Origin of the sequence: Photobacterium lutimaris (assembly GCF_003025555.1) — a bacterium.
Lineage (GTDB): Bacteria > Pseudomonadota > Gammaproteobacteria > Enterobacterales > Vibrionaceae > Photobacterium > Photobacterium lutimaris.
In genome coordinates this window covers 148,957-163,160 of record NZ_PYMH01000005.1, presented here as the reverse complement: position 1 = coordinate 163,160, position 14,204 = coordinate 148,957, and the positions used below count along the sequence as shown (strand labels likewise).

The 14,204-nt window shown below is 49.5% G+C and carries 13 protein-coding genes; 9 read left to right on the top strand and 4 right to left on the bottom strand.

Translation table 11 applies throughout. From position 1 onward, the window contains the following. The first annotated feature begins 52 nt into the window (after positions 1 to 52). Both C9I99_RS12670 and C9I99_RS12665 read left to right on the top strand, forming a co-directional pair. The gene (locus C9I99_RS12670; RefSeq protein ID WP_107349249.1) at positions 53 to 955 is read left to right on the top strand and encodes an ROK family protein; all 903 of its coding nucleotides are present in this window, start codon (positions 53 to 55) and stop codon (positions 953 to 955) included. Between the two features lie 58 nt (positions 956 to 1,013). Further along, positions 1,014 to 2,408 carry a glycoside hydrolase family 1 protein gene (locus tag C9I99_RS12665; RefSeq protein ID WP_107349248.1) on the top strand — a complete coding sequence of 465 codons (1,395 nt, stop codon included), beginning with the start codon at positions 1,014 to 1,016 and terminating at the stop codon, positions 2,406 to 2,408. A gap of 102 nt (positions 2,409 to 2,510) precedes the next feature. Here the strand turns inward: C9I99_RS12665 and C9I99_RS12660 are convergent, their stop codons facing one another. Continuing rightward, positions 2,511 to 3,704: an acetate/propionate family kinase gene (locus tag C9I99_RS12660; protein ID WP_107349247.1), complete on the bottom strand. Its 1,194-nt coding sequence runs from the start codon at positions 3,702 to 3,704 to the stop codon at positions 2,511 to 2,513. A 392-nt stretch (positions 3,705 to 4,096) separates the two neighbouring features. Then, positions 4,097 to 5,008 carry a LysR family transcriptional regulator gene (locus C9I99_RS12655; protein ID WP_107349246.1) on the bottom strand — a complete coding sequence of 304 codons (912 nt, stop codon included), beginning with the start codon at positions 5,006 to 5,008 and terminating at the stop codon, positions 4,097 to 4,099. Between the two features lie 102 nt (positions 5,009 to 5,110). Between C9I99_RS12655 and C9I99_RS12650 the strand changes: the two genes are divergently transcribed. Beyond that, positions 5,111 to 6,043 (top strand): Rossmann-fold NAD(P)-binding domain-containing protein, encoded by a 933-nt coding sequence (locus C9I99_RS12650; RefSeq protein ID WP_107349245.1) that lies wholly within the window; start codon positions 5,111 to 5,113, stop codon positions 6,041 to 6,043. Between the two features lie 210 nt (positions 6,044 to 6,253). Further along, entirely contained in the window at positions 6,254 to 7,216 is a 963-nt protein-coding gene (locus C9I99_RS12645) for a helix-turn-helix transcriptional regulator (RefSeq protein ID WP_166645465.1), read from the top strand. 75 nt (positions 7,217 to 7,291) lie between these two features. Here the strand turns inward: C9I99_RS12645 and C9I99_RS12640 are convergent, their stop codons facing one another. Beyond that, complete coding sequence (locus tag C9I99_RS12640) at positions 7,292 to 7,954, bottom strand: CatB-related O-acetyltransferase (RefSeq protein ID WP_107349243.1); 663 nt, start codon at positions 7,952 to 7,954, stop codon at positions 7,292 to 7,294. 74 nt (positions 7,955 to 8,028) lie between these two features. On the opposite strand from C9I99_RS12640, the gene C9I99_RS12635 reads away from it, so the two are divergent. After that, entirely contained in the window at positions 8,029 to 8,487 is a 459-nt protein-coding gene (locus tag C9I99_RS12635) for a hypothetical protein (RefSeq protein ID WP_107349242.1), read from the top strand. A 157-nt stretch (positions 8,488 to 8,644) separates the two neighbouring features. After that, positions 8,645 to 9,313 carry a 6-phosphogluconate phosphatase gene (gene yieH / locus C9I99_RS12630; RefSeq protein WP_107349372.1) on the top strand — a complete coding sequence of 223 codons (669 nt, stop codon included), beginning with the start codon at positions 8,645 to 8,647 and terminating at the stop codon, positions 9,311 to 9,313. Between the two features lie 67 nt (positions 9,314 to 9,380). Here the strand turns inward: yieH and C9I99_RS12625 are convergent, their stop codons facing one another. Continuing rightward, on the bottom strand, positions 9,381 to 10,679 hold the full coding sequence (locus C9I99_RS12625) for a tetratricopeptide repeat protein (protein ID WP_107349241.1): 1,299 nt from the start codon (positions 10,677 to 10,679) through the stop codon (positions 9,381 to 9,383). Positions 10,680 to 10,986: 307 nt separating this feature from the next. Here C9I99_RS12625 and C9I99_RS12620 point away from each other — a divergent pair, with 307 nt between their 5' ends. From C9I99_RS12620 to C9I99_RS12610, 3 genes are all read left to right on the top strand, one after another. Continuing rightward, positions 10,987 to 11,379 (top strand): DUF3302 domain-containing protein, encoded by a 393-nt coding sequence (locus tag C9I99_RS12620; RefSeq protein ID WP_107349240.1) that lies wholly within the window; start codon positions 10,987 to 10,989, stop codon positions 11,377 to 11,379. Beyond that, positions 11,379 to 12,509 carry an HlyD family secretion protein gene (locus tag C9I99_RS12615; RefSeq protein WP_107349239.1) on the top strand — a complete coding sequence of 377 codons (1,131 nt, stop codon included), beginning with the start codon at positions 11,379 to 11,381 and terminating at the stop codon, positions 12,507 to 12,509. Before C9I99_RS12620 ends, C9I99_RS12615 begins: the two co-directional genes overlap by 1 nt. A gap of 316 nt (positions 12,510 to 12,825) precedes the next feature. Next, the gene (locus tag C9I99_RS12610; RefSeq protein WP_107349238.1) at positions 12,826 to 14,196 is read left to right on the top strand and encodes an L-serine ammonia-lyase; all 1,371 of its coding nucleotides are present in this window, start codon (positions 12,826 to 12,828) and stop codon (positions 14,194 to 14,196) included. Positions 14,197 to 14,204: the final 8 nt, after the last annotated feature.

Genomic DNA, 14,204 nt, shown 5'->3' with positions numbered 1-14,204 from the left:
GTTTATGCCAGTAGATTTCCCCACCACCAGAACAACTAACAGGCAGGACACAATGACGACCCAACATTTTCTTGTACTGGATATCGGCGGCAGCGCTGTCAAATATGCCGTGATGGATAGCGCCGCGACCTTGCTCCGCAAGGGCAAGTTCACCAGCCCCAAAGCCTCTCTCGATGACTTCTGGCTTGCGTTAGACAGAGTAGTTTTACCCCTGCGCCAGCAATATACCCTCAGTGGCATTGCCATCAGCGCCTGTGGCGCAGTGGACTGCAACAGCGGTGTGATCCATGGTGCCAGTGCCCTGCCTTACATCCATGGCCCCAATTTCAAGTCCATCATTTACGAACGCTACCAATTGCCGGCAGAGCTAGAAAACGATGCCTGCTGTGCCGCCCTTGCCGAATTATGGCAAGGCTCAGCCCAGCACATCACAAACTGCTGTCTGATGGTGATTGGTAGCGGGATCGGTGGGGCAATCGTCAACAATCGTCAAATCCAGCACGGCCACCAGCTCTATGGCGGCGAATTCGGCTATATGATCACCGGAGAGAAAAACGGGCGACCGGTGACCTTCAGTGACATGGCCTCAACCCGTGCCTTGGTTGAAATGGCTGCAGAAAAAATCGACGTGGAGGAAGAGAGCCTGAACGGCAAGATGGTGTTTGATGCCGCTGACAATGGCGATGTTCGTCTTGAAGCTGTGGTCGAGCAATGGTTCCGCACGCTGGCAACAGGCTTGTTCAATATCCAGTACTGCATTGATCCTGAAACCATCATCCTTGGTGGTGCGGTCAGCGAAAGACCGGATCTACTAGAACACCTTAATCGCCATCTTGATGAACTCATACAGGTGATACCGATTGCCAGTATCAAACCCAAGCTCGCGACTTGCCAGGCCGGCAATGATGCCAACCTGATCGGTGCCCTATTCCATTTCTTGCAACGGCAGGCATAACCCATACCAAACAAAAACATTTTCCGGCACCACCTATCGCACAATGACTGAGGCAACTATGACAACTTACACTTTTCCAGAAGGTTTCCTGTGGGGCGCAGCAGCATCGGGGATTCAAACAGAAGGCACTACCAATAAAGCCCATCCATCAATCTGGGATACCTGGCACGAGAACAACCCTGAGCGCTTTTTCAAAGAAATTGGTCCAGCGAAAGTGTCCCAAACCTACGAGCGCTTCCAAGAAGACGTCGCACTGATGAAAAAGATCGGGATGAACTCTTTCCGTACCTCGATCCAATGGTCACGCCTGATCAAAGACTTCGAAACCGGTGAAGCCTGCCCGGATGCGGTCACTTTCTACCTTGCCTATATCGACGAGATGATTGCCAACGGCATCACACCGATGATCAACCTTTACCATTTCGATATGCCGGCCGAGCTGCAAGATCAGTACGGCGGTTTTGAGTCCAAGCACGTTATCAAGTTGTTCGAGAAGTTTGCCCGCACGGCATTCAAACACTTCGGCCATAAGGTCAAACACTGGATCACCTTCAACGAGCCGATTGTGCCAGTTGAGGGCGGTTACCTGTATGACTTCCATTACCCGTGCAAGAAAGACGGCAAATTAGCGGTGCAGGTGGCTTTTAACACCATGGTTGCCCATGCCAAAGCGGTACTGGCCTATCATGACATGAAATTGGATGGTGAAATTGGCGTGGTATTAAATCTGACACCGTCCTACACCCGCAATGGCAGCGACGCCGACCAAGAAGCTGCATGGTATGCCGATCTGCTGTTCAACCGCAGTTTCCTCGACCCTATGGTGAAGAACACCATCCCAGAGGAGTTGTGCCAGATCCTGCGTGACAACGACATCATGCCTGCATTCAGTACCGCAGAAATTGATGAAATCAAATCTGCTGAGGTCGACTTCCTTGGCGTCAACTACTACGTACCACGCCGCGTTAAAGCCCGTGAAGCCGAGTACACGCTCGACTATTTCACGCCTGAGAAGTACTTTGAGAATTACATTAACCCACAAGGCCGCTTCAACCCGTTCCGTGACAACAACGAAATCCTGCCAACCGCTGTCTACGATATCGCCAAGAATATCCAGGACAACTACGGCAACATCAAATGGTACCTGGCCGAGATCGGTATCGCGATGGATCTGGAGTCAGAAGGTCCAGTCCAACACGATGGCATGATTGATGATAGTTTCCGTACCGAGCTGATGACAGAGCACTTCATTCAACTCCACCGCGCGATAGAAGACGGTGCCAACTGTTTCGGTATCCACCAGTGGACGTTCATTGACAACTGGTCTTGGCTCAACTCCTTCAAGCGCCGCTACGGCTTCTACCGTTTGGATTTAGAAACCGGCAACCGTATCCCGAAACGCCACTCAACATGGTTCAAGGAGCTAGCAACGACCAACCAATTCACAGTGTAAATCGCGTGAACCAATCGGATCCCACCAAGATATAACAGCCCATAAAAAAACCGCTAGCATCACTGCTAGCGGTTTTTTTTAATGTTACTGCTTAGTTCGCAATTAAGCGTGAAGCAGTTCCATTGATTCTTTGGCGATTACCCATTCTTCGTTGGTTGGGATAACCATCGCCACTGGCGTGTTTGGTTTGGTGATGATACCAGCGTTACCAAAGCGCGCTGCAGCATTGCCTTCTTCGTCTTCACGGTAGCCGAAGATCTTCAGGTTCTCTAGGATCTTGCTACGGATTGGCTGAGAGTTCTCACCGATACCTGCAGTGAAGATGATAGCGTCTAGCTCGTCTAGCGCAACCATGTAAGAACCGATGTACTTAGCAACGCGGTAGCAGAACAACTCAAATGCTAGCGTTGCACCTTCGTGGCCATTTTCCATCGCTTCGATGATACCGCGACAATCGCTTGTTAGGCCAGATACACCGAGAAGACCCGACTTCTTGTTCAGCTCGTCGAACACTTCTTGCTGAGACCAGCCTTTCTTCAGTAGGAACTCAATGATACTTGGGTCAAGGTCACCACAACGAGTACCCATCATTAGGCCAGCAAGTGGTGTAAAGCCCATGCTGGTATCAACACTCTTACCGTTCTTAATTGCACATACCGATGCACCGTTGCCAAGGTGAACAGAGATGAAGTTGCTCTCTTCAATTGGCTTGTTAATCACCTTCGCGGCTTCGCGGCTAACGTAGTAGTGACTAGTGCCGTGGAAACCGTAACGACGGATACCGTAGTCGTTGTATAGCTTCTGAGAGATAGCACCAGTGTATGCTTTAGCTGGCATCGTCTGGTGGAAAGCGGTGTCAAATACGGCGTACTGAGACAGGCTTGGGAACGCCTTCATCGCAGCGCGCATACCGATAACGTGAGCTGGGTTGTGAAGTGGGGCTAGATCGCTCAAGTTGTCGATCTCTTCCAGTACTGCATCGTCAATCTTAACAGTCTTCGTGAATTTCTCACCGCCGTGAACTACACGGTGACCGACTGCAACGATATCTTGCTTCATGCCTTGCTCTTCAAGCAGGGCAACGATGCGATCAACGGCCTGCTGGTGATGGTTACCTTCAGCATCAAGCGCGTGCTCATGCTTTTCACCATTGATTTTCCAGCTCACTACGGCTTCAGGCATGCCAAAGCATTCGCCAAGACCGCTCAGGGTCGCTTCGCCGCTGACAGTGTCGATAAGGGCAAACTTAAGTGAAGAACTGCCAGAGTTGATTACAAGTACTAGAGAGTTGCTCATGGGTTATCTCATCAGATTAAATTGGGCTCTAGAACAATATGTTCCGTTACACGTCTATCCGGTCTGTTGACCTATCTAGAAGAAAAAGTGTGGAGCAGCATTTTCTTCTAATTTATAGCTTTTGATTACATTATTCAATTTTTTTTGAATAACTCAACTTTTGTTTCGATAATTTTGAATAAAATTGAAATTTCACTGGTTCAGATCAAGTTTAAAGCACCGAAAACGTTTTCGTGCGCCTATTTTATAACCAGAGCCAACCAAAACACGTAAATTTTTGTTTATGCAACTAAACAAATTATAGAAAAAAGAAGAGCCCAAAAGGATAAAAAAGAAAAGGGCGAAGCCAAAAAGCGTTCGCCGTAAATCTAATGATATAAAATATATCGTAACTAGCTGATTAAGCGGATTTTATCATGGTCCTCTCGGAACCATTCACTGATATAAGCGACCAAATGCCGGATTCTTGGATTGATATGGACGTCATGGTGACACACCAGCCACCAGTTCACATCAGGTAAAGTAAGATCAGACAAGGGGATAGGCTCTAATTCCGGGTAGCGTTTGGCGATCGAGTGAAAGACAACGGCAATACCCGCCTTCGCTCTCGCCAACTCTAGCTGCATCTTGAAACTGTCGGTTCGAAAGTTGAAATGTGACTTATTAAGCGGCTCTCCAAACTGACTAGCCGTCTCAATGTAGACTTCCTGCTGATCATAACCAATGATCTGATAATTGCTGGTGTACATTTCACGCACCGTGGCAGGTTTGCCAACCTGCTTCAGGTAATCCCGATGAGCGTAAAAACCTATCTCCTCACTGTGCAGCAAGCTAACCACCAAATCCGATTGCTCTGGTTTGACTTTCGATATCAGCACATCAGCTTCACGCTTGTTAAGATTGACCTCCTTGTTGGCTACCAAGTATTCAATTTCGATCTCGGGAAACTGTCGTTGGAATTCATTAAGCAGTGTTGGCATAAAATAGAAAGATATCGTGTCGCTGGCTGCCAACCGTACATGACCCACATGTTTACTACTGCGGGCAGACGCTTTGGTGATAAAACCATCCACCCCCCTGGCCGTCTCTTTTGCCGCACTTAATAGCTCATTGCCCTCCAGTGTCATGCCCAACCCCTGCGTTGAGCGATCAAAGAGGTTGAAGCCCACCTTCTCTTCGAGGGCTGAAATATGCCGACTGATTGTCGGCTGTGACATTCCCAACTTCTGGCCAGCCGCCGACATACTCCCTTCTTCGGCAACGGCAAGAAAAATACGAATGCTGTCCCATTCCATGTTATGCATTCTCAAATACCCACTATGTGTTTTTATCTATTCACTATACCGTCAAAAAGCTCTTTACTAGGGAATATGAGTTTGAAATGAATCGCACGGTTGGAGTGAAACATGAAGAGAGCCTTAGTATTAGGTGCTGAACATGAAATGGGGGCACTACTTTGCCAATCGCTTGCGCAATATAATTGGCAGATCACTGCGACGATAGCCGATCCCAGTCAACCTTTCTCTCTGTCAGCGAACCTGACACTGGCCGAACTCACCAAGCAAGATGGAGAGTTGCTCGATGACCTGGTGGCCGACACCGACACTGTTTTCCTGCACCTGCCTGATCCTATTTTAGACAGGCGGGTGATTTTTTCTCTCGATGAGATCTTGAAGCGGGTGATCCGATGTCAGCGTAACTTGGTTATCACCACCAATGCGTACGATACCCGCCAGCCTTGGCTAGACCGCTTAATTTTCTGGAAAAAAAAGAAACCGGTTGATTACGCCTTACCAAAAAAAATACGTACCCAGTTAGAAAAGGCCGCGGCCGCAGGAGCGAATATTAAAGTTCTTTGTTTCGGGCATAACCTGAACTTCTCCCTCGATCAGAGCTATCTCGGGATTTTGGTCAAAGAAACCAACCATAAACTCATTCTGCAGTCCCCCAGTGCCTATGGGGTCAATCATTACTGGACATATCTCCCAGATTTAGCAGAGAACATTGCTCTGCAAATCACGACCGAGCCCACGTTCACCTGTCCGCTGGCTATTGATTACTACCCAGGCCATCAGGCCAGTATCAAAGATATAGCCCGTGGCTTGGCACTCAGTACCGGAAAGCCGGTGACGGTCACTCCGCTGCACTGGACTTTACTGGAAGCGTTCTCATTGTTCTCGCCGCTGTTCCGTCGCTTTATCAACATGCGCTCCTTATGGCAGCAAGGGGGGAAAATACCTATACCTCCCTCGCCGTGGCAGCAATCCATGCTCAAGCATACCCCGCTGGAACTTGCCTTGCAGCGTAGCTGGCATCAGCTGAGGCACCCTTCCTGCTAGGCCTGAACAGACCCCTAGCGGGAGTATTACCTTACTGAATCGCAGCTTAATTGCTATGAATTAGTTATCAAACCGGTCACATAACCCACACTCTGCCAATGCAATCGCGCCATAAAATCAATACGATATATACCACGTCACCCAGTCAGCTTAACCACCATGCCTCAAATTCCCTGCGCGTCGATGTCGATCCACAAAGGCTGGTGCGACATGCTACAACAAACGGCGGTTCAATTTGGCCTCAAGCCAGAGGACTACTTTCCGGACGACGAATGGGGCGAGAGAATTCACATTCATCCCGCCGACCTTCGCGCCTTCGGTGCCAAATTCAACCAGCTGTGCCAAGACAGTGGAGAGCCGCTATTACCTGTATTTGCAGCCAAACATGTCTCGCCGCTTACCTTTAGTTGCTTTTCGCTGGCATTGTGGACAGCCAACAATCTCAACATCTTTATTCAAGACGCCTGCCAGTACTGCATCTTGATTGGCTCTCCCATCCGGCTAAAACACCACATAACGCCACAAGGCAACAACGAGCTGTGGGTGATCAACCATGATCCCCACAACGACAAGTCAAAGGTCTCTGATCTTGGCTTTATGATGTATATCGCCACCCTAATCGAGATGATCCAGCAAGCCACCGGCGGCATGCACAACCTGGTATTGAAAATCAGCCGTTGGCCATTCAACTCTCAGCTTCAACACCAATTCGAGCAAATGATGCAGTGTAAAATCGAGATAGGTTCGCCGATCATCAAAATCAACTTTCCAGTCGGCGCTGAGACCCTAAAACTAAAAAGCAGGGATCCCGATGTCTATTCCGCCTCCGTTCCCCCCTTGCGCCAAGCTGTAAGCAAACTGGCACAACACGATATCATTCTGCATATTTACCGGTTGTTAGATAACGAAGTAAACCTGCAGGCCCTCTCGCGGGACAAAATCGCAACGCAGATGCTGATGAGTGTGCGAACACTCAACCGTCGCCTTGCCGCCTTGGGCTGCTGCTATCGCCAAGTACTTGAACAATACAAGTTGGAAAAAGCACTGCTACTGTTAAGCCAGCCCAATATCAACCTAACCGATATTGCCTTTCGGCTTGGATTTGCCGACCTCAGTAGCTTTTCCCGGGCATTCAAGAATTGGACAGGCCACAGCCCAACGCATTTCCTGTGATCACCCGCCAGCAGATAGAAATACAACAACGGCCAGCAAGCTGACCGTTGTTGTATTCATTATTGTCGACTTTATCTACGACTCAAAGTGCTTATAGCGCTCGAACAGGACGTCGATATCGTTGCTGCACATCACGTCCATGTTCTCCTGTAATCGTTTCACCGGCCAGTCCCACCATTTCATTTCAAGCAGCATCGCGACATGCGGACCGCTAAAACGTTTTTTGACTTCCTGGCCGGGATTACCAACAATCACAGCATAAGGTGCGACATCTTTCGTCACGACAGCCCGTGCACCGATCACCGCCCCGTCACCGATGGTAACCCCAGGCATAATGACACACTCACTGCCAATCCAAACATCGTTGCCGATCACCGTATCGCCAGCGCGTTCGAAGCCCGATTTAACCTTGTCACCAAATTTACTGACATCAAAGGGAAACGATGAAATCCAATCATGCCGATGACCCTGATTCCCAGCCAGCATAAAGGTAGCCCCAGATGCTATCGAGCAGTACTTGCCGATAATAAGCTGGTCGACTTCACCGAAAATCCCAGACTCCCACACCGCTCGGCTAGAGTGATCGCCCAGCAGATACCGAACACAATGATCCTCGAAATGTTTGTCATGGTAATAGCCGGAGTAATACGTATGCTCCCCGACGGTTATGTTTGGATTCTTTACATGTTCCCTGACTTCATAGCCGCCAAGCCATGAAGGAAATATGGATGAAGTCATAGCCCCCCCTTATAATTGTCACCACTGCCTCACCCGGCGTTTTCAACCAAGACTATCAACACAGGCACCTGCCCATGCAAACAAACCCGCTTTATTCCGCCTACCTCGGTGAACTTTACGGCATTGCCTTTTTTACTACTTTTGCCAACAAGTATAGTGACGATAGCCACATCCATAAATGGCAACGTCTAATAAAGGTCGAGCAAATCACTGCTACCAAGCTGAAAACAGGATTAAAGGCTATCGGCATTAACTGTCCAGACCATGTTGCTGAGATGAAAACCAAGGGATTGCAAGATGCCGAACAGTGGCTGGCGCTTGATTGGGAAACGTTAGTTGACACCCTTGAAGAATGGGTTGAACCTTATGCCCTGCGTTACCGCCAGCAAGCTGCCAGCGCCACCAAGCATCATGACCTGTACCAACTGGTCGCCCAGCACGAAGATGCAATCTGGGCATTCTTGCATGCTGAGCAAAACGATGTCGGATCGGGTGCAGCCATCCTTGATGCCTTTATCACCCAATATAAGTAGGCCGAAGCGTGACTGGCGTTCAATGCGTGCTGAATCAAATTATTCTTAATCTTTTATAACCAGTTAGCGATACAGCTAGCAAAATATCAATCTCTATATTGTCGAATACTCAGGGCTGGATTAACAATCAATGCAGCAAGATATACAGGATGAAAATATGAGTAAGGTTCAGCCCTATCACGCCCGTTGCGTGATCTTTGATTGCGACGGCACCTTGGTAGACAGCGAAAGGCTGTGTAACCAGGCCTTAGTGAACATCTTTTCCCGGCTTGGTGGACAACTGAGCCTCGACGAGTGTATTGAGCATTTCCAAGGCGGTAAGATTGTCGATATCCTCGCCGAAACCCGCCGACGAACTGGGGTCACGGTGTCTATCGATACGCTTGAACCTATGTATAGGGAAGAGTGTCGTAAACTATTCAACGCCCACCTGACGCCTATCGCTGGTGTGCCGAATTTGCTCGAAGAGCTCACACAATTGGGGATCGATATGTGTATCGCCTCCAACGGCCCCATCCATAAAATGGAACATACCCTGAGCCTGACCAAGATGCTGCACTATTTTGAAGGCAAGCTCTTTAGCGGCTTTGAAGCCAGCAGCTGGAAGCCAGATCCGGATTTGCTGCACTTCGCCGCCATGAACATGGGCTACCGACTGCAAGACTGCGTGTTTGTCGACGACACCGCACGCGGCGTGCAGGCTGGGCTCAATGCAGGGATCCCAACCTTCCACTATGCTGCGCCGCATGCGCCTGAAATCAAGGATCCAAGGGTGATAACCCTAACCGAAATGCCACAGCTACTGGACTATATCCAAGCCCAATAACGTAAAAAGGCCCAGCTTCGTTGCGATATAGCAACGAAGCTGGGCCTTTGCGGTAAGCATTCGTCCGTCAGGACGTATCTTTCTTCGTTTCACTTCCAGAAAGAAGACTGTCCCATGACGCCTGCCACGGTTGTTGCTGATAGCCCGATATTGATGCGTGACTTTGGGTACTCTGAGCGCTAAACGAAGCCGGTGTATCAGCGGTAGCCTGAGTTGCGACAGCATCCGTTTCGGACGAAACCCTTTCCGCTGTATAGCCATTGTGACCAAGCTCACCTGATTGCGCTGTTTCAGCTGGTTGCAACGATGACATTTCACTGGCCAGCTCACCCAAAGCCAAGACATCGAGCATCTCATCCGTTGGCCGGTATCCCTTTCTACCATAGAGCCTATCCAACAAATGGATCACCGTGTGGGCAGGCATGTCATCGCCTTTTTTGAGCATTTTATAGACTTTGTTCGCCACATTCTGCACCGCGAGTATGGTATCAATATCAAGCAGCTGAACCACTTCATCTCGCGCTTCCTTCGCTTGACTATAACCATTCACATAGGCCAGCGAGTACCAGATATAACTGATAGCCGCATCAGTCATATTGGACCGATTATGCATTTTAGCCACCAGCAACTGTGCCTCACCGTCTCCTCTTTCTGCCGCCCGCTCCAGCCAATACATCGCGCGGCGACTGTCCTTGCTCACACCAACTCCCGCCTGGTAACAAAACGCTGTTTTCATAAAGCCATCGATATCCTCCAGTCTGGCCGCACGAAACCGCCATATGAAGGCCTCCCGCGGCTCATGTGGATGGGCAAACTCCGACAGATACCAATCACCAAGGAATAACATGGCAGCGATCAACTGTTTATCTGCCGCCTCCAAGACCTTTTCTAAACCCGATTCGACATCAATATCCGTTCCCTGACCACGGATCAATACCAGTCCGAGTTCAAATAACTCTTTCGCCTCACCACGCTTAGCCTTGATAACCAGCTCCCAATATCGCGACTTTGCTTCGCCATCAGGATCGTCAATATCCGAGCGGCACAACCGTGCCAGTGCATTCTGAGCGATGATATTATCTTGCTTGGCCGCCTTTTCGTACCAGTTAATCGCTTCCCGGACATTGGTGAGTTCATATTCCTTGGCCAAGGATAACTGGCTCGAAACATGCCCAGTCTGGGCCTTGAAGATCTTATCTTCTCGCTCAGCAATTTTGGCTTTTTCCAGCACGAGCTGGTAGCGGGCTTCTTTCTGCCGCTTTTCAGCCAAAAGCTGCTGCTGTTTGCCCCGAGAGGCAAAAACACGGTAGAGGATCCACGCCAGTAGGCCCGCTGAAAGGCCAGTAACAACCATTAGATAAGGCATATCCCCTCTGCACGTCTTATTTATTTCTATAATACCGAATATCGCTATCGCATTCGGTGAGACCACCGCTCTCTACCCCAAAAGCAACGGTCTTTCTCTCGTTAACTGTTTATATCGACCAACAGGTCAATAACTGGAGGGTTGATTCCCCAGAAGTATCCCCCCTATCCTCCTACCAATATTGCTTGGCGTCAAAATAAAGCTAATAAAAACAACATTAAAAGCAAAACAATGCTAATTTTATTTATGGTTACCACTATAGGTAACCATGAACAAATTGATTGCCTTTTAAGGACAAGGAGCAAGGATGTTTCTCGACTATTTTGCCTTGGGCGTATTGTGCTTTGTCGCGATTTTCCTGTTCTACGGGATCATCGCCATCCACGATATCCCCTACGAAATCTCAAAAAAACGTAACCATCCCCATCAAGATGCCATTCACTATGCCGGTTGGGTCAGCCTATTTACCCTGCATGCGCTTTGGCCTTTCCTTTGGATCTGGGCCACTTTATGGCGTGAAGATCGCGGCTGGGGGTTTACCAAAATCCAAAACGAGCAGAACGAATTGCACCATGACATGCTGAAATTGTCTGAACAGGTCGAAAACTTGACCAAAAAAGTCGCCGAGTTGGAAGTCATGCAGGTCAAGCAGTCCAGTTACGGTAATTCGACAGACAATCCACAGGGAGATGAGCACTAATGGATCTATTACTCATTCTTACCTACACCGCGCTGTGTATTGCCATCTTTAAAATCTTCAAAATCCCTCTCAACAAGTGGACGGTACCGACTGCGGTACTCGGCGGCATCATCCTGATTGGGACATTGATATTGCTGATGAACTATAACCACCCGCACAGCAACATGGGCGGGCAGTTTTATGTTACAACCCCCATTGTGTCTGGCGTGAGAGGGAAGGTGATAGAGGTCCCAGTTGAGGCCAATACCCCAGTTAAAAAAGGCGATGTACTTTTCCGTATCGATCCCACCCTATACGAAGCAGAAGTCCAGCTGCAGTTAGCGACCCTTGCTGAAGCGAAGCAAAATGTCATGGGCCTTGAAGCGGCATACCACGCCGCCAAAGCCAGTACCGAGCGGGCGATAGCCGAACGAGATCGGACTCTGGCCCAATACCAGCGCTATGAAAAGGGGTTTAAGCGCGGGGCGTTTACCAAATCGGACGTGGATAACCGCCGCCAATTCTACCGCAGTGCCGAGGCATCACTCTCCGCAGCTCGGGCGGAAGAACAACGCGCCAGACTCGCCTACGAATCGCAAATCATGGGGGAAAACACAGCGATTGCCAAAGTACGTGCCCAGTTGATACAAGCCCAGTTCAACCTCGATGAAACCGTGGTCCACGCTCCCACCGATGGCTATGTTACCCAGGTAACGTTGCGGCCCGGCATGATGGCTGTTCCCTTACCACTAAAACCGGTAATGACCTTTATCCACCAGGAAGAGCAATTCTTTATCGGTGCCTTCAGGCAGAATTCACTGCTCAGGCTACGCCCTGGGTTCAAGGCTGATTTTATCTTTCGTGCCCTGCCTGGCAAGACATTCCAGGGTGAAGTGATCGAGGTATTACCGGCTATTGGCGAAAGCCAGGTTCAAGCCTCGGGCGTACTTTATGGCAGCGATCAACTGCTTCGCCAAGGCCGCCCATTGGTTAAACTGAAAATCACCGATGATTTGAGCGAATACCACCTGCCGCAGGGCGCCAATGTCGAGATTGCGGTTTACTCAGACAGCTTCGAACATGTCTCGGTAATGCGCAAGGTGCTGATCAGAATGAAGAGCTGGCAGAACTACCTATTCCTTGACCATTGATCCGGCAAAGTCACAAAGAATACAAATAAGATATTGGCCTTGACTCTAAGGCCATCTAGCCAATAAGAACCTTAGCGAACAATTTGTTTGCTTTGCGCAGAAATGCTTTCACTCATCAGCATTTCTGCGATTGTTTTTTGGAGGAACACAACCTTTGGTGCTCTTTAAATACATCTACATTGCGATATTTGAAAAAACCGGTCGAACAACATAAAAACCTCCCCCTTAAACCTATAGCCAGTATATGCTTTTAGTATTAGCGGCTTGCAAGACGACTTTATGCCACCAGCTGGCAGAGTTATTTTAAGGACGTACTATGTTATCGATCTTTGATATCTATAAAGTGGGTGTTGGCCCATCCAGCTCCCACACCAATGGGCCAATGCTGGCCGGATTTGATTTCTGCGTGAAAATCGCAGCCATATTAGACGATGTGGCTCGGGTGCAGGTGGACTTATACGGTTCCTTGTCTCTGACCGGTAAAGGGCACCACACCGACCGCGCGTCAATCTTAGGCTTGATGAACAACAAACCTGATGCAATTGACATTCAAGCAGCCAATCGAGCGATGGCTGAAGGGGTCGCCAACAAAACCTTGCCACTTGCAGGCAAGAAGACGATCAGTTTTGATGTCGATACTGACATGCTGTTCCACAGCGATAACCTGCCTCTGCATGAAAATGGCATGACCATTACCGCCTTCGACCAATCAGGCAAACAACTTTTCATCGAGACCTACTATTCGATTGGTGGCGGTTTCATTGCTACCGCTGACGAGCTACAAAACGGCAAAGCCACCAGCGAGGTCACAGTACCGTTCGCATTTAACTCCGCTGAAGATATCCTGAAAACCACCGAGCGCGAAGGGATCAGCATCGGGGCGATGTTCCTGCGCAATGAGCTGGCTTTCCGCAGCCAAGAGGAATTGGATGCCAAAGCTGCTCAAATCTGGCAGGTGATGTCAAGCTGTATGGCCCGTGGTTTTGAAACTGAGGGAATACTGGAAGGGGGCCTACATGTGGTGCGCCGCGCGCCGGCATTGCTGAAAAAGCTCGAGTCCAATCAAGAGATCGAAAACGATCCGATGGTGATATTGGATTGGGTAAACCTGTTCGCCTTTGCCGTCAGCGAAGAAAACGCAGCAGGCGGCCAAGTTGTCACCTCACCCACCAATGGGGCTGCGGGGGTGATCCCTGCCGTGCTGATGTACTACAACAAGTTTATTCGCGAACTGAACGATAAACAGCTCAAGGACTTCCTAGCTGTCTCTGCGGCCATTGGCATGCTATACAAAATGAATGCGTCTATCTCGGGGGCTGAAGTGGGCTGTCAGGGAGAAATTGGCGTGTCGTCTTCGATGGCGGCGGCGGGGTTAACGGCGATTCGCGGCGGCAGCAACGAGCAGATCTGCATGGCGGCAGAAATTGCCATGGAGCACTCGCTGGGAATGACCTGCGATCCAATCGGTGGACTGGTTCAGATCCCATGTATCGAACGCAATGCGATGGGCGCGATGAAAGCGATAAACGCCTCGCGTATGGCGCTCAAGCGCAACAGCAAGTCGCGTATTTCCCTCGACAAGGTCATCGATACCATGTACCAAACCGGTAAAGACATGAACAAGAAATACCGCGAAACCTCGCTAGGCGGCTTGGCAATGATCCACCTCGCGCCACCGTGTGAGTAGGCCTCTGG